This is a genomic window from Pseudomonas sp. WS 5021, from assembly GCF_012985535.1.
Taxonomy (GTDB): Bacteria; Pseudomonadota; Gammaproteobacteria; order Pseudomonadales; family Pseudomonadaceae; genus Aquipseudomonas.
Window position 1 is genome coordinate 68,467 of record NZ_JAAQWP010000007.1, and the last position, 21,967, is coordinate 90,433.

The following is a 21,967-nucleotide window of genomic DNA, read 5'->3' on the forward strand; positions in this document are numbered from 1 at the left end:
ATTATCCTAAGACACCCTTTAGCAGGACTAAACTCTATGGCTCGCCCGCTTCATGCCCAGACCTATGTCTGGTTGCACGTATTTGCCTGCGCCGCACGGCATTTATCCTTCACGCGCTGCGCCGAAGAACTGCACATCACGCCGGGGGCGGTCAGCCAGCAGATTCGCCAATTGGAAGAACGCCTGGGCTTTCGCCTGTTTCATCGCCGGGCGCGTGGCGTGGAGCTGAGTGCCGAGGGGCAGCGGTTGGCGATTACGGTGAGTGAGGCCTACGGCAGCATCGATGCCGAGTTGCAGCGCCTGGATGCGGGGATGATCAGCGGCACCTTGCGCCTGCGCTCGATTCCGTCATTTCTCGGTAAATGGCTGACACCGCGCCTGCCGCGTTTGCAGCAGCGTTTCCCGGATATCCAACTGCGCCTGGTGGCCGAAGACAGCAGCATTGCCCTGCACGAAGGCGACTTCGACCTGGCCATCGACCTTAACGACGGCAGCTATCCGGGTTTGTTATCCACAGCCTTGCTCGATGAGCAGATATTCCCGGTGTGCGCGCCGAGCCTGCTGCGCGGACGGCCGCCGTTGCACGGCCCGGCCGACCTGGCCCACTTCCCGCTGTTGCACGACATCACAGCCTGGCGTGGGAGTTATGAGTACGCCGAGTGGGAGTTTTACCTGAATGCTATCGGCTATCACGACGCCGACGTGCGGCGCGGGCATACCTTCAACCGCAACCACCTGACCATCGAGGCCGCCATTGCCGGCATGGGTGTGGCGATTGCCCGGCGCACCCTGCTCAATGACGAATTGGAGCGCGGCACCCTGATCGTGCCGTTCGGGCTCGCGGTGCCGAATCACAAGCGCTACGTGCTGTTGTATGCGCCAGGCGCGCTGAACCATCCCGGCGTGCGTGCGGTGCATGACTGGCTGGTGGAAGAGGCGGGGATTTTTCGCGGATTGCACCCCTTGGGAGAGGGGCAATTGTGAGGATTTGCCCGGGTGGGCGGGTGTACCCAACTCCCGACCATAACAGCGCTTTGGGCGATTGTCAGACTTAATTTGTAATGTAGGATTTATCTTTGAATAGGGGTTGAATTGTTCCCTCAGGTGCTCAATTGTGTAATCAAGAGGTCATGGTTTCACCGCATCGGTGTTGCAGTTGTGACCTCTGGCGAGCTAGCTGAAATAAGGGAAACACTATGCAAATCCTAGTCAACAGCGATAACCATATTGAAAGCAGCATCCGACTGGAGGAGTGGGTACGTACTACCATTGAGAGCACGCTCGAACGTTATGAAGAAGACTTGACCCGCATCGAAGTCTTTTTGAAGGATGAGAACGGCGACAAGCCGGGCCCACACGATTTAAGTTGCCGCCTGGAAGCGCGGCCAAAGGGTCATCAACCGATTTCGGTCATCCATAAAGCCGACACCCTGGAACAAGCCATCGACGGGGCGGCCACCAAGCTGGATAACGCGCTGGAGCATCTGTTCGGCAGATTGCAAGGCAAGCCGCGTGCAGAGAAACGCACGCCCAACAACCAAGTCGATGAAGCCGGGCTTGAAGAGGAATTCCTGGAAAACGAACAGGCTGCGCTTAACAGCTGATTGCTGAATGTTTTTCAACCCCATACAAAACGGGCCTGCAGATGCAGGCCCGTTTTTTTGTGGCGAATATATATCAAATGTGGGAGCTGGCTTGCCTGCGATGGCGATCTGCCATTTACTGAAGTTGCAGCTGACCCACCGCCATTGCAGGCAAGCCAGCTCCCACATAAGCCAAGAGTGTATTCAGGCTATTCGTCAGAACGCGACCGAGGTCTGCACATACACCGTGCGCGGCTCACCCACGTATTTGCCCTTGTTGTTATCGTCAAACGAACGGGTGAAGTACTGGGTGTTGAAGATGTTCTTCACCCCCACCGCCACATTCAAATCCGACAACTGCGGGCCGAAGTCGTACGCCGCGCGGCTGCTGAACAGCATGTAGCCGGGGATGCGCCCATTGCTGCCATCCACGCTTTCGGCCTGGGTGTTGGCGTTGTCGGCGAACTGGCTGCTCTGGTAGGTGCTGTCCAGGTTCAACTTCCATTGGCCCTCGGTGTAGCCAACGCCCAGGGTGCCTTTGTGCTTGGACGAGAAGGGCACGCGGTTGCCTTTGTTCGGGCCGTCTTCGCGGATGGTTGCATCGACATAGGCGTAGCTTGCGTACACATCAAAGCCGGCCAGCGCGGGGCTCAAGCCGTCGAGGGCGTAGTTGAGGCTGGATTCGATGCCCTGGTGCCGGGTTTCGCCCCGGGCGATCACCGAGTCGTTGGTCTGGTTGCTTTCATACTGGTTGTCGAAGTTGATCAGGAACGCGCCGATTTCTGCGCGCAGCGCGCCATTGTCGTAGCGGGTGCCGACTTCCCAGGTGCGGGCCTTTTCCGGCTTGACCGCGCCGCTGCTCACACGGTTGGGCATCTGGCTGTACTGTACGCTGCCGAAGGAGCCTTCGGTGTTGGCGTACAGGTTCCAGTCGTCGGTCAGGTGATACAGCACGTTCAACGCCGGCAGGGCGGTGTTGTAGTTGCCCTTGTATTTGACGTCGGTCAGGTTGTTGGTTTGCTGGGACTTGATCATCTCGTAACGGATGCCAGGGGTCACGGTCCACTTGCCGATATCGATGCGGTCGTCGATAAAGAATGCGTTGGCTTCGGTGCCGCCGCGGGTGTCGCGGTCGTTGCGGCTGTCGGTATTGGGCAGTTGCTGGTTGGCGCTGATCGGCGTGCGGTAGCGCAATTCGTGCCCGGCCTCGTTGATGTAGCGGTAACCCACGCCAACCTCGTGGCTGGTCGGGCCGAGGTCGAAGCCTTGGGCCAGGCGGGTTTCCAGGCCGCGTACCCAATACTCGCGCGGTGACAGCGAAAGGAAGCTGCCCTGATCCAGATAGCCGCTGCGCAGGGTCTTGGTAAAGAAGCTGTTGACGGTGAATTCCCGGCGATCTTCCTGGTAGCGATAGCCCACGTTAAACATCGTACGGCGGCCCCAGAATTTGTCGTAGGGGCGGGTGGACTGATACGGGTCGGCCTTGTAGGCCGCAGTGCTCAAGCCACCGGGCATATCGGCCTGACCTTCGTAGTACTGGGCCATGGCATTGAAGCTGTTGGCTTCGTCCAGTTGGTAATTGCCCTTGAGGATCAGGTCGTCGATTTGTGTGTCGCTGTGTTCGCGCCAATCGCCGCCGTGGGTGCCGGAATACAGCAGCGCGCCGCCCAGGCCATTGTCGGCGGTGCCGCCGGCCAGCAGGTTGCCGGTGGTCTTGAAGCCATCGTGGCTGGAAGACGGGCTGGTCTCGGTCTGCAGGCCGCCCTTGACCGTAGGTGCATCGGGAATTGCCCGGGTCACGAAGTTGACCACGCCGCCGACGTTCTGCGGCCCGTAACGCACTGCGCCACCGCCGCGTACCACGTCCACTGCATCCATGTTGCCCATGCTGACCGGCGCGAACGACAACTGCGGCTGGCCATACGGCGCGAAAGGCACCGGAATGCCGTCCATCAATACCGTCGAGCGCGACGCCAGGCGTGGGTTGAGCCCGCGAATACCGAAGTTCAGCGCCATGTCGTGGCTGCCGGTGCCGTTGTTTTCCGGCGCGTTGACCCCGGGAATACGATTGAGCACGTCACGGGCCTGGGTCGCCCCCTGGCGCTCGAATTCTTCGCGGCGAATCACATCACGGGCGCCGGGGTGTTCGAAGACGTTGGTTTGCGCCGCGTCGCCCAGCCAGTCGCCCACCACATTGGAGGTGCCCAGCTCCAGGGTGGCCGGCGCGTTCAGTGGTTGCAGGCTGTAGGCATTGTTACCTTCGGCGCGGGCTTGCAGGCCGGTGCCTTTGAGCAATGCGTTCAAACCTTGCAAGGTGGTGTAGTTGCCCTGCAGGCCCTGGCTTTGCGCGCCGGCAGTCACTTCGGAGCCAAACGAAATCAGCACGCCGGCCTCGCGGCCAAACTGATTCAGCGCCGCTTCCAGGGACGTCGGGGCGATGTGATAAGGCTTGGCCTCGGCCGCCATGGCGTAGGGCAGGGCGCTGAAACTGAGGCTGGCGCCCAGCAGCAAGTGGCGCAGCGTACGGGCAAGTGGCGTCAGGCGAGTCGGTTGCTGGGGCATGAAGAACGTTCCTCAGAGGTGGGAAACAGGGTGGCTTTCCCTCTCTGTCACGCGAGGTACGGAAAACGGCTCACAGGTGCCTGAAAATAATTCAGGCGCGGGCTTCGACGCTGACCCAATAGCGGGTAAAACGCCGCACTTTCACCGGCAGGCTGATTTGCAGCAGGTCGAGGATGCGTTCGCTGTCGTCCAGCGGGTAGCTGCCGGAGATCAGCAGGTTGGCCACCTGCGGATCACACTGCAATTGGCCCCGGCGATAACGGCTCAGTTCCTCGAGGAAATCTGCCAGGCGCATGTGCGACGCCACCAGCATGCCGTCGGCCCAGGCCCCGGTGTTGGCATCAGTGAGGCGCGGCGTATCCCAGCCTTTGCGGGTGAGGTTGGCCTGGTGGGATTTTTCCAGGGTCAGCGGTAAGCCGCTGTAGGACCTGGGTGCAATCTCGACCTGGCCATCCAGCACGGCGACCTGGGTGTGATCGTTGAACTGGCGCACATTCACCTGCGCTGCCCGGGCGGTGACGATGCCCTGGCCGGTGATGATCTGCAACGGGGTGCTGGCGCGCAGCAGTATCTCGCCTTCGAGCAGGCGGATCAGGCGCTGTGGGCCATCGAATTGCACATCCACCGCACTGGCGGTGTTGAGTTGCAGGTGGCTGCCGTCGGCCAGTTGGACCTTGCGCCGCTGGCCGAAGGGGCTGCGGTAGTCGGCGGTCAATGGCGCGATCAAGTGCTGCTGGCGCAAGCCCCAGGTCGCTGCCGAACCGGCGCCGAGGATCAGCAACAGCTTCAGCGCCTGGCGCCGACTGTTCGATTGCGGTGCGTTCAGTGCCGCGTGGGCCAGGGGCGAGGGCATTGCGCGCAAGCGCTGGTTGACCCGCTGTATATGCTCCCACGCCCGTTGGTGCTCGCTGTGGGCATCCAACCAGCGCTGCCAGTTTGCCTGCTGGCGCGGGTTGAGCGGGCCTTGCTGCATTTGCATCAGCCACTGCACCGCCTGTTCGGCGACCTGGGTCGAGAAATTCGCGGCGCGGTTCATAGGGCGAAATAGCAGCGCATGGCGGCTTTATTCAAATGTCGTTTGACGGTGGCGATGGAGATCCCAAGTTCGGCAGCGATTTGCCCGTAGGTCAGGCCGTCGAGCTGGGCCAGCAGGAAGGCGCGCTTGACCGGCACGGGCAAACCGTCGAGCAACTGGTCGAGTTCCATCAGGGTTTGCAGGATGATCGCCCGCTCTTCTTCCGATGGTGCCGCAAGTTCCGGCATTTGCGCCAAGGCGTCGAGGTAGGCGCGCTCCAGGTCCTGGCGGCGGTAATGGTTGAACAACACGCGCTTGGCGATGGTGGTGAGGAAGGCGCGGGGCTCGATCAGCGTCGGGGTTTCGCGGGCGGTCAACACCCGGATAAACGTGTCCTGGGCCAGGTCGGCGGCGCTGTGCGGGCAGCCGAGCTTGCGTCGCAACCAGCCGGTCAGCCAGTGGTGATGGTCGTGATACAGGACTTCGACGGTATTGGACGGCCGCAACGCGAACACTCCGGCAGCATCAGCATGCTTTAGATAACGAGAATTGTTCGCATTGTAGGGTGGGCGGGTGGCATTCGGCAATCAGCATAAGACCGATAGCCGCTTTTATCGCCACAGAACCCTCTGGGCTGGCTTGTGTGGGAGCTGGCTTGCCTGCGATAGCATCATCTTGTTCTGCCAGACACACCGAGGTGGCTGCATCGCAGGCAAGCCAGTTCCCACACAAGCCCCACCTCTGTTTTTGGTGCCCGCTTCATCCGTTCTCTTTTGCTTATGAGAATATTTATCATTAGACTCTCGCCCCTGACGAACCAGGCGCCACTGGCATGAAAAGCAAAGCATCACTTCCTCTTTCCTACCGGCTCGGTGTGACGTCGCGGCTGCTGGCGGCTGTTGTCGGCGGCTATGTGCTGGCGTCCCTGGCCAGCGTGTGCCTGACCTTCTGGCTGCCAATCTCCCGCGCCGATGCGGTGGTCAGCGGCATGCTCAGTTCCTTTGTGTTCTACCTGCTGGCGGTGATCTGGTGCTTTGCCTGCCGCAGTGCGGCCCGCGCCTGGTTCGGCGTGCTGGTGCCCTGCGCGATACTGGCCACCCTGGCTGGCCTGGCCTATTGGATGGCACGCCCATGAAAGAGGGTTTCCGTCAGGCCATGGCCTGGTTGCACACCTGGGCCGGGTTGATTTTCGGCTGGTTGCTGTTCGCGATTTTCCTCACCGGCACCCTGTCTTACTTCAAGGGTGAAATCACCCACTGGATGCAGCCCGAAGTGCCAGCCCATGCGGTGGACGATGCGCGCAGCGTGGCCGTGGCGCAAAGCTACCTGGAGCAGCACGCACCCACGGCGGCCCGTTGGTTTATCGGCTTGCCCAACAGCCGCGACCCTGGTTTATCGGTGATGTGGCAAGACAAGATCGACCCTGGCCGGCGCGGCAATTTCATCGAGAAAATGCTCGACCCGGTCTCCGGCGAACAACTCCAGGCCCGGGAAACCATGGGCGGCGAGTTCTTCTACCGGTTCCACTTCCAGTTGCAGATGCCTCATCCGTGGGGCCGCTGGTTGTCGACCATCGCGGCGATGGTGATGTTCGTCGCGCTGATCACCGGGATCATCACCCACAAGAAAATCTTCAAGGACTTCTTCACCTTCCGCCCGCGCAAGGGCCAGCGCTCCTGGCTCGATGGGCACAACGCGGTGGGCGTGCTGGTGTTGCCGTTCCACCTGATGATCACCTACAGCAGCCTGGTGATTTTCATGACCATGGTCATGCCTGCCAGCATCCTCGCGTCTTATGACGGCGACACCCGTGGGTTTTTCAATGAGTTGTTCCCGGCCACCGACAACGCCCCGGCCCTCGGCCAGCCGGGCAAGCTGCTGCCTTTGGCGCCGCTGGTGGAGCAGGCCCGGGCGCAGTGGGGCGGTGGTCATGTGGGGCGGCTGGCGGTGAACAACCCTGGCGATGTGAATGCCTCGGTCAACGTCTCCCGCGCCGGCTCTGACCGGGTGGTGCATGATTTCGGCAGCACCGTGTCCTTTAATGGCAGCACCGGCGAATTGCTGCGGGTCAGTGCCGAGCAGTCGCTGCCGATGGCAATTAGCGGCAGCTTCTATGGCCTGCACATGGGCCACTTCGCCGGCCCGGTGCTGCGGTGGTTGTACTTTATCTGCGGCCTGGCGGGCACGGCGATGATTGGCACCGGCCTGGTGATCTGGCTGGGCAAGCGTCAGCTCAAGCATGCCAAAACCGGGGTGATGCCGTTTGAGTTGCGCCTGGTGGAGGTGTTGAACCTTGCCAGCATGTCCGGGCTGGTCATCGCCATTGCTGTGTTTTTCTGGGCCAACCGCCTGCTGCCGGCGACCTTCGCCGAGCGTTCGGACTGGGAGGTGCAAAGCTTCTTTATCGCCTGGGGCCTGACCTTGCTGCACGCCATGCTGCGCCGTGGCCGCCGCGCCTGGGTCGAGCAACTGGGCCTGGGCGCGGTGCTGTTTATGGCGGTGCCGCTGCTCAATGCGCTGACCACTTCCCAGCACCTGGGCGTGTCGCTGGCCAAGGGTGATTGGGCCATGGCCGGCTTTGACCTGACCTGCCTGGGCAGCGGCCTGTTCCTGGCCTGGGCCGCCTGGAAGATGCAGCACCGCAGCGCCGGCCAGCCCCGTGCCGAGCGGGCCCGCCCACTGACCCTCAAAGGCGAGGTGCACTGATGTTGCTGGCCTTGTTGCTGTGCTACGCAGGCTTTGTTGCGCTGTGCCTGTCCCTGGACCGTCACCATGGCGAGTTGCTGCACAGCAAACCTTCGCCACGGCGGCGCCTGGGGTTGCGCGTGGGTGGCTGGCTGCTGTTGGGGCTGTCGATCTGGCCGGCGGTGCACCTGGCCGGCTGGAGCCGGGGCCTGGTGGACTGGTGTGCGGTGCTGATGCTCAGTGGGCTGTTGCTGGTGTTGCTGTTGCCGTATCGGCCAAGGCTGGCCTTGATCCTCGCGGGCGTTGGCCTGCTGGCCAGCCCCGTTGCGGCCTTCGCGACCCTCTGAGCACCGTTGATGATCACCACGCCGCCCGAGCCCCAGGATCACCCTCACGCTGAATCGTCGGGCGGGCGCGCACATTTCCTACAGGTGTTTTTGTCCCAGCGCTCACAGATGGAGGCGTTGGTCAGCCGCCGCGTAGGCTGTCGTGCGACGGCGGCGGACCTGGTGCAGGATTTGTTCCTGCGCTTCTGGCGCCGACCCCTGGTGCAGGTCGAAGAACTCAGCACCTACCTGCTGCGCTGCGCCGGCAATATTGCCATCGACCACCTGCGCAGCGAAAACGCGCGGGTGCGCGGCACTGAAGGCTGGTTGCCGCAGCAGCAGGATCATCATGGCTCCGAGCCCCAGGCTGCGCTGGAAGCGGGCAACGATCTGCGCCATGTGGAAGCGGCGCTGCGCAGTTTGCCGGAGCGTACGCGGCAGATCTTTTTGCTCAACCGCATCCACGGGCGCAAATACGCAGAAATCGCCAAGGCCATGGGCCTGTCCCAAAGTGCCGTGGAAAAACATATGATGCGTGCCCTCGAAGCCTGCAAAGCCAGCCTTCGGCAAGCCCATCCGCCACGCTCGCCAGGGAAAGCACCGTGAACGTCACCCCGACGCCCGCCCAGGAACAGGCCGCCCTGGCCTGGCTCAGCCTGTTGCACGATGCGCCCAGCAGTGGTGACCAGGCCACCTTCAGCCACTGGTTGCGCGCCGACCCGGCCCACGTCGAGGCGTATGCCCAGGCCCAGGTGCTGTGGGAATTGAGCGAAGTGCCGGCGCGCACCCTGGCCGCCGAAGACGCGTTGGCCCTGCAGCGTTACCTCAAGGCCATGGACGGCGCAAAACGCTCCCGTATGCGCCGCTGGTCGGCGGCACTGGCGATGGCGGCCTGCCTGGTGCTGATGGTGTCGATGGGCGCCGGTTGGCAGCCACAGCGCTGGGTCGATGACCTGGGCGCCGATTACGTCAGTGCGCCGGGTGAGGTCAAAACCGTGACCCTGGCCGATCAAAGCCAAGTCACCCTGGATGCCGACAGCGCGATTGCCGTGGATTTCAGCCACGGCGAGCGGCACATTCAACTGCGCCGTGGCGCCGGTTTTTTCAGCGTGACCCACACCGGGCAAGCCTTTGTAGTGCACGCAGGCAGTGGCGAAGTGCGGGTGTTAGGCACGCAGTTCGAAGTGCGCCTGCAACCGGCGGGCGCCCAGGTGACGGTGTTGTCGGGGCGGGTCGGGGTTACACCCTCGGCCCAGGGTACTCAGCAAATTCTGACGGCCGGCCAGCAAGTGGCCTACGCCGAGGGTGTGGCTGATGAGCGGCATGCGGTGGACAGTGAATCGCGCCTGGGCTGGCGCGACGGCTGGCTCAACTACTACAAGACCCCGCTGGCCGATGTGCTCAAGGACCTTGGCCGTTACTACCCTGGTCGCATCCTGCTGCTTGATGACGAACTCGGCGCCCGCCGGGTCAGCGGCAGCTTCCCGAGCAAGGACCCGGAGGCGGTGCTCAACGCATTGCAAGCGGTGCTGGGTTTTGAGCAGCACAGTGTGTTGGGTCGGTTGATCGTCGTCCGCTGAAAACCAGCCACCCCCTGTGGGAGCGGGCTTGCCCGCGATGGCGTCTGGAAGAGCAGCGCAACCCTTCAGGGGCCATCGCAGCATGAGCATCGACACAACTCGCCTGTGTTCATATCCATTCCTGCGGTCACGGCCACTTAGGGTTCCGCCCTTACGGCGGGTCACTTTTGGGACCCAAAAGTAACCAAAAGGTCCTCGCCCCACCACTCGGTGCCTCGCCTAGGCTCGGCATGCCCGCAGTCAGGTATTGCTCCGTGGGCCCGCCGCGATCGGCCATCCATGGCCGTGTCGCGGCTACCCCGGCATCCATGCCGGGGTGCCCACTGCGCAATACCTGCCTGCGGCCAGCGTGGTTTAACGGGGCGCCTGAGATCAAAAGCCAGATCAAAAGCACAGCAACAGCAACAGCAACAGCAGAGCCAGAGCGCGAAGCTGCGTTCCTGTGGGAGCTGGTTTAGGGGATGGTCCGAACAAAGGTTGATAACTATTCTTATTTGCATTTATGATATGTTATTACATCCCTATCAAGGAGCCACCCCATGAAAGTCCTGTCCTCACTCAAAGAAGCCAAGAACCGCCATCGCGACTGTCAGATCGTCAAGCGCCGGGGGCGGATCTATGTGATCTGCAAATCCAACCCACGCTTCAAGGCCCGGCAGGGCGGGGCGAAAAACAAGAACAAAGGCTGAGGGTGAAATTATTTTCAATTTCACCTGAGGTAAAACCCCGCGCCATTCGTGTAGTGCTTGAAACTGCGATCAATTCGCATTAACAGCGTTCTCTACACGGGTTCTCAAGTATGAAGTCCAGGGCAAAGTCGGCGGCAGGCAGTTCGGTTAAACAGTGGCTGGGAGCCTCCCTTCTGGCCGCTTCCGGCCTGGCATTACAGCCCCTGAGCCTGGCGCAAGCGGCGCAGGAGCAGAGCGCAGTCTTCAGTTTTGCACTGCCGGCCAAGCCGTTGCCCCAGGCGCTGAGCGATTTCAGCCGGGTGACCGGCATCAGCGTGGTCTACACCGACGAAGCTCCCTACAACCTCAACGCCCCGGCCGTCAGTGGGCGGATGAGCGCCGCCCAGGCCATGCAGCGCCTGTTGGGTAACTCCGGCTTGACCTTCCGCCAGATCGACGCCCGCACCCTGGCCCTGGAGCCGCTGCCTAGCGAAGGCGCGGTCAATCTTGGCGCCACCACCATCAGCGGCGTCAACCAGCAGCAAGCCACCAGCTACCAGCCACCGCCCACCAGTTCGGTCATGCGCTCCCAGGGCCTGCTGCTGGAAACCCCGCAAACCGTGAACATGGTGCCGGCCCAAGTGATGCGCGACCAGGTGCCGCGCAACCTCGACGATGCCTTGGCCAACGTCAGCGGCATCACCCAGGCCAACACCTTGGGCAGTACCCAGGATGCGGTGATGCTGCGGGGCTTTGGCGACAACCGCAATGGCTCGGTCATGCGCGACGGCATGCCTGTGGTGCAGGGCCGGGCGCTGAACGAAACCGCCGAGCGCGTCGAAGTGCTCAAGGGCCCGGCGTCGTTGCTGTATGGCATCCAGGACCCCGGCGGGGTGATCAATATCGTCAGCAAGAAACCCGAGCTGACCCCATCCACCGCCCTGACCGTGCGCGGCTCGACCTATGGCAGCGGTAAGAACGGCAGCGGCGGCAACCTCGACACCACCGGCCCGATTGGCGACAGTGGCCTGGCTTATCGTTTGATTCTCGACCACGAAGATGAGGATTACTGGCGCAATTTCGGCACTTACCGCGAAAGCCTGATCGCGCCATCCCTGGCCTGGTACGGCGACGCCACCAAGGTGTTGCTGGCCTACGAGCACCGCGAGTTTCTCTCGCCGTTCGACCGTGGCACGGCCATCGACCCCACGACCAATCACCCCCTGGATATCCCCGCCACGCGCCGCCTGGATGAGCCGTTCAACAATATGGAAGGCCGCTCCGACCTGTATCGCCTTGAGGTCGACCATGACCTGAACGACGACTGGAAGGCCCACTTCGGCTACAGCTGGAACCGCGAAACCTACGACGCCAGCCAGGTGCGCGTGAGCAAGGTCAACGCCAACGGCGTGCTGACGCGCAATATGGACGGCACCCAGGGCGCGCTGACCACCGACCGCTTCACCACCATCAGCCTCGAAGGCAAGGTGGACGTGGCCGGCATGCGCCATGACCTGGTGTTTGGCCTGGATGACGAATACCGCAAAATCTACCGCGCCGACCTGATCCGCCAGGCCAGCCGCAGCGTGTTCAACTACAACGACCCGGTGTACGGCCGCGAAGTGGCGGGCACCACCGTCAGCGCGCCGGACAGCAACCAGACGGACCTGCTGCGCAGCGACTCGGTGTTTTTCCAGGACGCCATCCACCTGACTGACCAGTGGATCCTGGTCGGCGGTGCGCGTTTCCAGACGTACGACCAGTACGCCGGCAAGGGCCGCCCGTTCACGGCCAACACCGACAGTAACGGCCAGAAGTGGGTGCCCCGCGCCGGCCTGGTGTACCGCTACACCGATGAGCTGTCGTTTTACGGCAGCTACACCGAATCGTTCAAACCCAACTCCACCATTGCGCCGCTGGACAACAAGATGGTGATCGACGGCAGCATCGCCCCGGAACAGTCCAAGTCCTGGGAGCTTGGGGCCAAGTTCGATATGCCGGGGCGCATTACCGCCAACGTGGCCTTGTTTGATATCCACAAACGCAACGTGCTGGTGTCGATCACCGAGGGCGCGACCTCGATCTACAGCGTCGCCGGCAAGGTGCGCTCCCGTGGCCTGGAAATGGACCTGAGCGGGCAGTTGACCGACCAGTGGAGCCTGATCGGCAGCTATGCCTACACCGATGCCGAAGTCACCGAGCACCCGGCCTACAAAGGCAAAGGCCTGCAAAACGTGGCGAAAAATTCCGGTTCTGTTTCAGCCGTGTACGACTTCGGCACTATCGTCGGCGGCGACCAGCTGCGCGTCGGTGCCGGTGCGCGTTACGTCGGCGAGCGGGCCGGCGATGCACTCAATAGCTTCGACCTGCCGGGCTACACCGTGGCCGATGCGTTTGCCACCTATGACACCAAGGTCGACGGGCAGAAGGTCAAGTTCCAGCTAAACGTGAAGAACCTGTTTGACCGCACCTACTACACCTCGGCCGTCAGCCGGTTGTTTGTGTCCATGGGCGATGCGCGCCAGGTGTCGTTGTCCAGCACGTTGGAGTTCTGACCGTCGGCGATGACGCTGGCGGCCTGAGCTGCTAGCGTTGCGCTCTTTGAGGATTGCCGGGACGGTTTGATGCAGTTGGGACGATGGATACACACCAGCGCCATGCTGGTGGGCGTAAGCCTGTTGTTGGGTGGCTGTGCCAGCCCTTCGAAAACCGGCGAGCAGGCGCTGGAGCAATTGCTGGCCGATCCGGCCCTGGCCGGGGCCAGCGTTTCGTTGATGGTGCGTGACGCCCGCAGCGGCAGCACGCTGTACCAGCACAACCCCCGCACGCGGCTGGTGCCGGCCTCCAGCCTGAAACTGCTGACCACGGCGGCGGCCATGGATGTACTGGGCCCGCAGTATCGGTTTTCTACGCAGTTGCTGAGCACCGGCAGCCGACAAGGCTCGCGCCTGCTGGGCAATCTGTACCTGCGAGGCCTGGGCGACCCGACGATCCAGTGGGCGGATTATCAGGCCCTGGCGGCGAACCTGGCCGCGCAGGGCATCCGGCAGATCGACGGCGACCTGGTGTTCGATGACAGCTGGTTCGACGCCGAACGCCTGGGTGTGGATTGGGCCCACGACGACGAAGACAAGTATTACGGCGCGCAGATTTCCGCACTGACCGTGTCGCCCAATGCTGATTTTGATGCGGGCACCTTGATCGTCACGGCCAAGGCACCCATGGCGGTCGGCCAACCGCTGGGCGTCACCCTCAGCCCGCCTACTGATTATGTGCAACTGAGCAACCTGGCGCTCAGCGGTCCGGGCAACAGCTATGGGCTCAATCGCCAGCATGGCAGCAACCTGCTGCGCCTCAGTGGCACGCTGACGCCGGGGACGCAAAGCCGGCAATGGGTCAGCGTGTGGGAGCCGACGCAACTGGTGGCCAATCTGTTCGCCCAGGCCTTGGCGCAGCAGGGGATCAGCGTGCAGGGTCGGCGCGTGATCGGTGGTGTCAGCCCGGCCACCGCCACGGTGTTGGCGACGCACCAGTCGGCGCCGTTGCAGGAGCTGATCCGGCCCTTGCTCAAACTGTCCAACAACAGCATGGCCGAAGCGTTGCTCAAGGCCATGGGACGTCAACAGGCCAACGCCGGCACGGCGGCGGCCGGGGTTGCGGCGGTGGCTGACTTTCTCAAGCGCCAGGGCCTGGACCCGGCAACATTAAGCCAGGTGGATGGCTCGGGTTTGTCGCGACGTAATCTGGTGTCGGCGCAGAACTTCACCGACCTGTTGCTGGCCATGGGCAAACAGCCATGGTTCAACGCCTGGTACGACGCGCTGCCCATCGCCGGTAACCCGGATCGCCTCGGTGGCGGCAGCCTGCGTTACCGCCTGCGCGGGACTGCGGCGCAAAACAACCTGCAGGCCAAGACGGGGTCGATGGGTGGGGTGTCTTCGTTGACGGGCTACATCACCGATGCGGGGGGGCGGCGGTTGGTGTTTTCGATGCTGACCAACAACTATGTGGTGGAGGGGAGTCGGATCAAGGCGTTGGAAGATCGAGTGGCCGTGGTCCTGGCGCAAAGCCGCGATTGAACAATGTGTGAGCAAGCCCGCTCCCACAAAATCCCATGCCCACATTAGTTTTGTGTCAAGGCAACTAGGGTCGGAACGCCTGCCGATATTCCCCCGGTGTCGCTCCCATCGCCTGGCGAAACCGGTTGGTAAAGTGGCTGGCGCTGGAGAACCCGCATGCCAGGGCAATCTCCCCCAGCGGCATTGACCCGCTGCGCAACAGGGCCTGGGCCTGCGCGAGGCGGCGGGTCAGCACATATTGGTGGGGCGGCAGGCCAAAGCTTGTGCGAAACATCCGCGCAAAGTGGTATTCCGACAAGGCGCACAGCCCCGCCAGTTGCCCCAGGCTGATCGGCTCGGCCAGTTGCTGCTCGATGTAGTCCACTAACTGGCGGCGTTGATGCGCCGCCAATCCGCCCTTGAGCCGCAAGCCTTCGCGCAGGCCAACCTGGCTGAGCAGGGTGTGGCTGAGCATTTCATGGGCCAGGCTACTGGTCAGCAGGCGTTCGGCGGGTTCCTGCCAGTTCAGCCCGATGAGTTGGTGAAAGCGCCGGGCTTGCTGCGGGTCTTCCAAAAACGTGCTTTCGCGCAGTTGCAGCGCCCGGGGTTCGCGGTCCAGCAGGGTGATGCAACCCAGGGCAAATTGCTCTGGGCTGAAGTACACGTGGGCCAGGCGGATCTCGCCGTTGATCACCCAGGCCGACTGATGTTCGGCGGGCAGGATGCACAATTTATCGGGGCCGCCCTTGGTGCCGGGCTGGCCACGGCGAAATGTCTCGGTGCCGCCGCCCACGTAGCAGGACAGGGTGTGATGGCTGGGCGCTTCGTAGTCCTGGGAGTCGTGGTGGTTGCTCCACAAAGCCGCAGACAAGCCGTCACCGAGCTCGGCGCACAGCTCAAGGCGAGCGTTGGGCGAACTGTTCAGGGCTTTGAAGACTTGTAGGTTTTCCAGTGCAGGCATGGGGTTCTCTCCGACGCCTTGCATCCTACTCCCGGCGGCCGGCGCTGTGATCCCTCGGCCCGACAAAAGCGCAAGAATCTGCAAGTGCCTGGCAGCAAGGCGGGGTGAAACTGTGGCTCAACCACCGGAGTGCGCCATGAACCTATCTTTGTATTTACTGACCGTGCTGATCTGGGGTACGACCTGGATCGCCCTCAAGTGGCAGTTGGGCGTGGTGCAGATTCCGGTCTCGATCGTCTATCGCTTCGGCCTGGCGGCGCTGGTGCTGTTTGTGTTGCTGCTGCTCAGCCGCAAACTGCAGGTGATGAACCGCCGTGGGCACCTGATCTGCCTGGCCCAGGGCTTGTGCCTGTTTTGCGTGAACTTCATGTGCTTCCTCACGGCCAGTCAGTGGATCCCCAGCGGCCTGGTGGCCGTGGTGTTCTCTACCGCGACGTTGTGGAATGCGCTGAATGCCCGGGTGTTCTTCGGCCAGAAAATCGCGCGCAATGTATTGCTGGGCGGTGGCCTTGGTTTGCTGGGCCTGGGGTTTTTGTTCTGGCCCGAACTGGCCGGGCACACCGCCAGCCCCGAGACACTGTTGGGCCTGGGCCTGGCGCTGTTGGGGACCCTGTGTTTTTCGGCGGGCAACATGCTGTCGAGCCTGCAACAGAAAGCCGGGCTCAAGCCGTTGACCACCAACGCCTGGGGCATGGCCTATGGCGCCTCGATGCTGGCGCTGTACTGCGTAGTGCAGGGCATTCCATTTGAGATGGAGTGGAACACCCGCTACATCGGCTCGTTGCTGTACCTGGTGATCCCCGGTTCGGTGATTGGCTTTACCGCCTACCTGACCCTGGTCGGCCGCATGGGCCCGGAGCGGGCGGCGTATTGCACCGTATTGTTCCCGGTGGTGGCGCTGAACGTCTCGGCGCTGGTCGAAGGCTACCAATGGACCGCCCCGGCGCTGGCCGGGTTGGTGCTGGTGATGCTGGGGAATGTGTTGGTGTTTCGTAAGCCCAGGGCGGTTGCACCTGTGAGCCCACTTTTTCAGCCGAAGCAAACCTAATGTGTAAGAAGATCTAATGTGGGAGCTGGCTTGCCTGCGATAGCGGTGAATCAGCAATGTCTATGCTGACTGACCCACCGCTATCGCAGGCAAGCCAGCTCCTACAGGGTGATCCGCGTTACTTCAGGCCCAGGCGCTTGGCCATGCGCCCCAGGTTGGCGCGGTCCAGGCCCAGTTCGCGGGCGGCGCTGGCCCAGTTGTGCTGGTGGCGCTCCAGGCAAGCGCCGATCACTTGCCTCTGGTAGTGCGCGGTCGCCTGGCGCAGATCGCCGGTCACCGGTGCGAGTTCCACGGGCGCTTCGATCAATGGCGCAGATTCATTGGGTAGGTCGAGGTCCTTGGCACTGAGGCTGAGGATCTTCGGCCGCTCGCGGCAATTGCCCAGGGCCTTCAGCGCGCTGCGGCCAATCAAGTGTTCCAGCTCGCGTACATTCCCGGGCCAGCCATAGGCCAATAACGCCGCCTGGGCATCGCTGGTCAGGCGCAGGCTGCCCAGGCCCATGCGCGAGCGGTTCTGTTCAAGGAAAAAGCCTGCCAGCAGCAACACATCGCGCCCGCGTTCACGCAGGGCCGGCACTTGCAGGGGGTACACGCTCAAGCGGTGATAGAAGTCGGCGCGGTAGCGGCCGTTGCGTACTTCTTCGGCGAGATCGCGGTTGGTGGCGGCGATCAGGCGCACGTCCACTTGGTGCTCCTTATCCGAACCGAGCCGCTGCAACTGCCCGCTTTGCAGGACCCGCAGCAGCTTGGCCTGGACCGTCAGCGACAACTCACCCACTTCATCGAGGAACAGGGTGCCGCCATTGGCTAATTCAAACTTGCCCCGACGCTCATTCAGCGCGCCGGTAAACGCACCGCGCACATGGCCGAACAGCTCGCTTTCCACCAGGGTTTCGGGGAGGGCGGCGCAATTGAGGCTGATCAACGGTTTCTCGGCGCGGGGCGAGGCCGCGTGGATGGCCTGGGCCACCAGCTCCTTGCCAACCCCGGTCTCGCCGGTGATCAACACGGTCAGGTCGCTGCCGCCCACCAGTTTGATTTCTTCCACCAGGCGTTTGTGGGTCTTGCTCTGGCCGATCATTTCCTTGTGCTGCTGGCCGCTGGCCTGGCGATAGATTTCCGCGCGCTGGTGTTCGTCCTCGGCACGCAGGGCCAGGTGTTCCATGCGTTCGGCCACATTGACCGTGGCGGCGGCGAGGCTGGCGAAGGCCTGCAAGGCGTCCAGTTCGACGCGCTCGAAGCGTTCGGTGTCGAGGGCATCCAGGGTCAGCAGGCCCCAGGGATGATCGTCGACAAACAGCGGGCAGCCCATGCAGTCGTGGACTTCCAGGTGCCCGTGCAGGCCATCGACCAGGCCGTCGTAGGGGTCGGGCAGTTCGCTGTCGCTGTCGAAACGGGTCGGGCCGGGGCTGCTCAGCAGCACCGCAAAGCGCGGGTGTTCGCTGATCTTGAAGCGTCGGCCCAGGGTGTCCGGGCTCAGGCCGTCCACGGCCAGCGGCACCAGCCATTCGCCGTCCAGGCGCAACAGCGCGGCGGCGTCGCAGGGCAGCAGGGTGCGCATGGCTTGCAGCAGGCGTCGGTAGCGCTCGCCTTCCGGCAGTTCGCGGGACAGGTCAGCCACCAGTGGCAGCAGGGTGGTGAGCAGGGAGTGTGCAGTCATAATGACTCCTTGTAGTCCTAATGACTATAAAGTGTAGGACGTCATATTGACTACTTATAAATTAACTCACTGATAAATATAGGTTTATTAGTTGGCACGAATACTGAGTGCTACAGGGTAATCATTCAGAAGCCCCAAAGGCTCAGGAGTCTCCCCATGCTTAGCGTTCAAGACCGTGCCATCGTCAAGTCCACTGTGCCGCTGCTGGAAAGCGGTGGCGAAGCCCTGATCACCCACTTCTACCGCATGATGCTGTCCGAATACCCCGAAGTGCGCCCGCTGTTCAACCAGGCCCACCAGGCCAGCGGCGACCAGCCCCGTGCCCTGGCCAACGGCGTGTTGATGTACGCGCGGCATATCGACCAGTTGGACCAGTTGGGCGACCTGGTGGCCAAGATCATCAACAAGCACGTGGCCCTGCAAATCCTCCCGGAGCACTACCCGATTGTCGGCAATTGCCTGCTGCGGGCGATTTCCGAGGTGCTGGGTGACGAAATCGCGACCCCAGAAGTGATGAGCGCGTGGGGCGCGGCCTATGGTCAGTTGGCCGACATCCTGATCGGCGCAGAAAGCGCGATCTACGACGAAAAAGCCCAGGCCGTTGGCGGCTGGCGTGGGGCGCGCCCGTTTTTGCTGGTCAAGCGTGTGGAGGAGAGCAGTGAAATCATCTCCCTGTACTTTGCCCCGGTGGACAACGGCCCGATCCTCGCTGCCGAGCCTGGCCAGTACATCGGCCTGAAGCTGGTCCTCGATGGCGAAGAAGTGCGCCGCAACTATTCATTGTCGGCGCGCACCGACGCGGGCCTGTACCGCATCAGTGTCAAGCGCGAAGCGGGCGGGCGCGTGTCCAACTACCTGCATGACCAGATGCATGTGGGCGCGACCATCGACCTGTTCCCGCCATCGGGGGAATTCACCCTGGTGCCCAGCGACAAGCCCCTGGTGCTGATCAGCGGCGGGGTGGGCATCACTCCCACCCTGCCGATGCTGGAAGCGGCGCTGGCCACCGAGCGCCCGGTGCACTTTATCCACTGCGCGCGTAATGGCGGCGTGCATGCGTTTCGTGATTGGGTCGATGCCCTGGCTGCACGTCATCCGCAATTGCAGCGCTTTTACTGCTATGCCGAAGACGACGGCATCAGCCCGGCGGCGGACAAGCTCGGCATGCTGACCCAGGAGCAACTGGCGGCGTGGTTACCTGAGGAGCGTGATGTGGATGCCTACTTCCTGGGGCCTAAGGGCTTCATGAGTGCGATCAAGCGTCACCTCAAGGCTTTGGGTGTGCCTGAGAAGCAGAGCCGGTATGAGTTCTTCGGGCCGGCGGCGGCGCTGGAATAAGCGGCCGCTCTTCAGCACCGTATTGGCCTCTTCGCGAGCAAGCCCGCTCCCACATTTGATCTGTGAATACATTCAAATGTGGGAGCGGGCTTGCTCGCGAAGAGGCCCGAAAGACCACCACATTAATGTGTCGTTAACCCGCCTGCGCCTAAGATGCCGACGCCTACTGCTAAATTTTCACCTCCTGTGTGTAAACTTGCGGCCATTGGCACACCCATCATTAGGCAAAGGGAAACGGGGATGATTGACGAAATGCGGTTGGGGCGGGAGCGGCGCTTCCTGGTGTTGCTGGGGATCATCTGCCTGGCGCTGATCGGTGGCGCACTCTATATGCAGATAGTGCTGGGCGAAGCGCCATGCCCGCTGTGCATCCTGCAGCGCTATGCCTTGCTGCTGATTGCGCTCTTTGCCTTTATCGGCGCGGCCATGCGTACCCAACGCAGTGTCACGGTCTTTGAAGTGCTGGTCGTGCTCAGCGCCCTCGGCGGTGTCGCTGCCGCCGGGCATCATGTGTACACCCAGTTCTACCCGGCCATCAGTTGCGGCGTCGATGTGCTGCAGCCGATTGTCGATGACCTGCCCCTGGCGAAGATCTTCCCCCTGGGCTTCCAGGTCGATGGTTTCTGCAGCACGCCATACCCGCCGGTGCTGGGCTTGTCCCTGGCGCAGTGGGCGCTGGTGGCGTTCGTGTTGACGGTGATCCTGGTGCCCCTGGGCATTTACCGCAATCGCAAGCACAGCGCTTAAATCGTCCTACAAAACGCCCCGGTCCTGCTGATGCAGGCCGGGGCGTTTTTGTGTGCGGGGATTTTGTGAAAGGACCGTGACGCCGGACAAGATTGGCGGCGCGCAACGTGCGACACGTTGTCACACTGAGGGCGTCGCAGGACGTTTCCCACCCCGCGCCAGGGCGCTTAATCGACCATTGGTCGGGGGCTGCTGCCTGTCACTTTCCACCCCGGCCGACCCCGCGCACGGCGTGCTCTCGAGAACTTCCGGTGATCGGCGAATGCCTTGCTTTTAGCGGGCTTGCCTGGGGTTTGGCGACCCTGAAAGGGGCCTTGAGGTGCGACACATTAGGCAATAACACAGCATTTTTTGTGGTTTTTGTTGAGAATCAAACGCGATAGGATCCCGAACCTTTGCAACAATGGCGCAGGATTATTGCTGGAATCGATAAAAATTATTTCTTTATAAGTCATGGTTTATACATCGCTAGCTAACTACAATCGCCCGCACTGAGTGTCCGGTGCTGCTCAACCCTGAGCAAATAGGGCGGTCGAGAGGCGAAAACATTGCTTCATGCGACCCCAGGTGCCGGCAGCCTTTCAACTATCCGCACCAAATGGAATTGGTCTGTAACAAGGCCTTTGACCAACGAAATCGAATAAGAATTCACCGCCAGACCTGGACGTGTCGATCAGCGCATGAAGCGCCGGGCAGGCCCTTATTCAATCGAAGAGAAATGCCAACCCTTGGCAGGGTGAAGTGTTGGCGATCAAAACCCAACTGCATTGCGCAAGCTGCTTTAGAGGTCGTGAGATGAGTAAAAACAGGTACACCCGATTACTAGGCATAGTGCCGCTTTTCGGCATGTTATTGCTGGGAGGCTGCAACTGGACGCTGCTCGACCCTGTGGGTCAGGTCGGCGTGGAGCAACGTAACCTGATCATCACGGCCACTTTGCTGATGCTGTTGGTCGTGGTGCCGGTGATCGTGATGACCTTCGCGTTCGCCTGGAAATACCGCGCGTCCAACACCAAGGCCACCTACGCGCCGAAGTGGTCGCACTCCACCAAGATTGAAATCGCGGTGTGGCTGGTACCTGTACTTATCATCATCGCCCTGGGTTACATCACCTATAAGTCGACCCACGAGCTGGACCCTTACCGTCCGCTGGAATCCGACGTGCCGCCAATCACTATCGAAGTGGTCGCGCTGGACTGGAAGTGGCTGTTCATCTATCCCGAGCAAGGGATCGCCACCGTCAACAAGATCGTGTTCCCGGCCAACACCCCGATCAACTTCAAAGTGACCTCGGATGCGGTGATGAACTCGTTCTTCATCCCGGGCCTGGGTGGCCAGATCTACGCGATGGCGGGCATGCAGACCAAGCTGCACCTGATTGCCAACCAGAACGCCGAGCTCGACGGTATCTCCGCCAACTACAGTGGCGCGGGCTTTACCGGCATGAAATTCAAAGCAATCGCCACCACCCAGGAAGACTTCAATGCCTGGGTACAAGAAGCCAAGAGCTCACCAAAACAGCTTGAAAAAGCTGAATACGAAGCCCTTGCCAAGCCAAGCCAGAACAACCCTGTAGAGCTGTACTCCTCGTACACGCCGGACCTGTTTCAGAAAATCATCGATAAGTATGAAGGGATGAAGCCAGGCAAGCCGGTCAAGCACGAGAAGAAAGAAGTGGCTGCTGTGGAAGGGACGGACGCAAATTCGCATTCAGCTGCCGGGGCAGAGGAGTAAAC

Annotated in this window: 19 protein-coding genes and 1 pseudogene; 14 read left to right on the plus strand and 6 right to left on the minus strand. The window is 62.0% G+C overall.

Annotation, left to right across the window (positions count from 1 at the left end):
- The first annotated feature begins 36 nt into the window (after nt 1–36).
- Together HBO19_RS21325 and HBO19_RS21330 are read left to right on the plus strand one after the other, a co-directional pair.
- A complete protein-coding gene (locus tag HBO19_RS21325; protein ID WP_032857665.1) occupies nt 37–984 on the plus strand; it encodes a LysR substrate-binding domain-containing protein in 948 nt (315 codons plus the stop codon).
- Nucleotides 985–1,196: 212 nt separating this feature from the next.
- Nucleotides 1,197–1,604: an HPF/RaiA family ribosome-associated protein gene (locus tag HBO19_RS21330; RefSeq protein WP_099167987.1), complete on the plus strand. Its 408-nt coding sequence runs from the start codon at nt 1,197–1,199 to the stop codon at nt 1,602–1,604.
- A gap of 195 nt (nt 1,605–1,799) precedes the next feature.
- Here HBO19_RS21330 and fecA read toward each other — a convergent pair whose 3' ends face one another.
- The 3 genes from fecA to HBO19_RS21345 form a co-directional block, all read right to left on the minus strand.
- Complete coding sequence (gene fecA, locus HBO19_RS21335; RefSeq protein WP_170058262.1) at nt 1,800–4,145, minus strand: TonB-dependent Fe(3+) dicitrate receptor FecA; 2,346 nt, start codon at nt 4,143–4,145, stop codon at nt 1,800–1,802.
- 91 nt (nt 4,146–4,236) lie between these two features.
- A complete protein-coding gene (locus HBO19_RS21340) occupies nt 4,237–5,181 on the minus strand; it encodes a FecR family protein (protein ID WP_170058263.1) in 945 nt (314 codons plus the stop codon).
- A complete protein-coding gene (locus tag HBO19_RS21345) occupies nt 5,178–5,666 on the minus strand; it encodes a sigma-70 family RNA polymerase sigma factor (RefSeq protein WP_169954919.1) in 489 nt (162 codons plus the stop codon). The genes HBO19_RS21340 and HBO19_RS21345 overlap by 4 nt, the downstream gene beginning before the upstream one ends.
- Nucleotides 5,667–5,992: 326 nt before the next feature.
- On the opposite strand from HBO19_RS21345, the gene HBO19_RS21350 reads away from it, so the two are divergent.
- From HBO19_RS21350 to dacB, 8 genes are all read left to right on the plus strand, one after another.
- Nucleotides 5,993–6,295 carry a DUF3649 domain-containing protein gene (locus HBO19_RS21350; protein WP_169954920.1) on the plus strand — a complete coding sequence of 101 codons (303 nt, stop codon included), beginning with the start codon at nt 5,993–5,995 and terminating at the stop codon, nt 6,293–6,295.
- Complete coding sequence (locus HBO19_RS21355) at nt 6,292–7,866, plus strand: PepSY-associated TM helix domain-containing protein (protein WP_170058264.1); 1,575 nt, start codon at nt 6,292–6,294, stop codon at nt 7,864–7,866. The genes HBO19_RS21350 and HBO19_RS21355 overlap by 4 nt, the downstream gene beginning before the upstream one ends.
- Nucleotides 7,866–8,192, plus strand: a complete 327-nt coding sequence (locus HBO19_RS21360; RefSeq protein WP_170043004.1) for a DUF3325 domain-containing protein — start codon at nt 7,866–7,868, stop codon at nt 8,190–8,192. The genes HBO19_RS21355 and HBO19_RS21360 overlap by 1 nt, the downstream gene beginning before the upstream one ends.
- A 6-nt stretch (nt 8,193–8,198) precedes the next feature.
- Nucleotides 8,199–8,777 (plus strand): RNA polymerase sigma factor, encoded by a 579-nt coding sequence (locus tag HBO19_RS21365; RefSeq protein WP_169954923.1) that lies wholly within the window; start codon nt 8,199–8,201, stop codon nt 8,775–8,777.
- The gene (locus HBO19_RS21370; protein ID WP_170058265.1) at nt 8,774–9,751 is read left to right on the plus strand and encodes a FecR family protein; all 978 of its coding nucleotides are present in this window, start codon (nt 8,774–8,776) and stop codon (nt 9,749–9,751) included. The genes HBO19_RS21365 and HBO19_RS21370 overlap by 4 nt, the downstream gene beginning before the upstream one ends.
- A gap of 539 nt (nt 9,752–10,290) precedes the next feature.
- Nucleotides 10,291–10,440: a type B 50S ribosomal protein L36 gene (ykgO, locus tag HBO19_RS21375; protein WP_020297337.1), complete on the plus strand. Its 150-nt coding sequence runs from the start codon at nt 10,291–10,293 to the stop codon at nt 10,438–10,440.
- Between the two features lie 110 nt (nt 10,441–10,550).
- Complete coding sequence (locus HBO19_RS21380) at nt 10,551–12,974, plus strand: TonB-dependent receptor (protein WP_170058266.1); 2,424 nt, start codon at nt 10,551–10,553, stop codon at nt 12,972–12,974.
- A 69-nt stretch (nt 12,975–13,043) separates the two neighbouring features.
- A complete protein-coding gene (dacB, locus tag HBO19_RS21385; protein WP_170058267.1) occupies nt 13,044–14,498 on the plus strand; it encodes a D-alanyl-D-alanine carboxypeptidase/D-alanyl-D-alanine-endopeptidase in 1,455 nt (484 codons plus the stop codon).
- A 64-nt stretch (nt 14,499–14,562) separates the two neighbouring features.
- On the opposite strand, the gene HBO19_RS21390 is transcribed toward dacB, so the two are convergent.
- A complete protein-coding gene (locus HBO19_RS21390; RefSeq protein WP_169954927.1) occupies nt 14,563–15,438 on the minus strand; it encodes an AraC family transcriptional regulator in 876 nt (291 codons plus the stop codon).
- A gap of 136 nt (nt 15,439–15,574) precedes the next feature.
- Between HBO19_RS21390 and HBO19_RS21395 the strand changes: the two genes are divergently transcribed.
- A complete protein-coding gene (locus HBO19_RS21395) occupies nt 15,575–16,486 on the plus strand; it encodes a DMT family transporter (RefSeq protein ID WP_170058268.1) in 912 nt (303 codons plus the stop codon).
- Between the two features lie 118 nt (nt 16,487–16,604).
- Here the strand turns inward: HBO19_RS21395 and norR are convergent, their stop codons facing one another.
- On the minus strand, nt 16,605–18,146 hold the full coding sequence (gene norR / locus HBO19_RS21400; RefSeq protein WP_169954929.1) for a nitric oxide reductase transcriptional regulator NorR: 1,542 nt from the start codon (nt 18,144–18,146) through the stop codon (nt 16,605–16,607).
- Between the two features lie 156 nt (nt 18,147–18,302).
- Between norR and hmpA the strand changes: the two genes are divergently transcribed.
- Both hmpA and HBO19_RS21410 read left to right on the plus strand, forming a co-directional pair.
- Nucleotides 18,303–19,484 carry an NO-inducible flavohemoprotein gene (hmpA, locus tag HBO19_RS21405; protein ID WP_170058269.1) on the plus strand — a complete coding sequence of 394 codons (1,182 nt, stop codon included), beginning with the start codon at nt 18,303–18,305 and terminating at the stop codon, nt 19,482–19,484.
- Between the two features lie 240 nt (nt 19,485–19,724).
- On the plus strand, nt 19,725–20,231 hold the full coding sequence (locus HBO19_RS21410) for a disulfide bond formation protein B (protein WP_170042997.1): 507 nt from the start codon (nt 19,725–19,727) through the stop codon (nt 20,229–20,231).
- 553 nt (nt 20,232–20,784) lie between these two features.
- Here the strand turns inward: HBO19_RS21410 and HBO19_RS28720 are convergent.
- Nucleotides 20,785–20,999 (minus strand): annotated as a pseudogene (locus HBO19_RS28720) (hypothetical protein).
- Nucleotides 21,000–21,026: 27 nt separating this feature from the next.
- Between HBO19_RS28720 and cyoA the strand changes: the two are divergent.
- Nucleotides 21,027–21,965 carry a ubiquinol oxidase subunit II gene (gene cyoA / locus HBO19_RS21415; RefSeq protein WP_029300208.1) on the plus strand — a complete coding sequence of 313 codons (939 nt, stop codon included), beginning with the start codon at nt 21,027–21,029 and terminating at the stop codon, nt 21,963–21,965.
- The last annotated feature ends 2 nt before the right edge of the window (nt 21,966–21,967 follow it).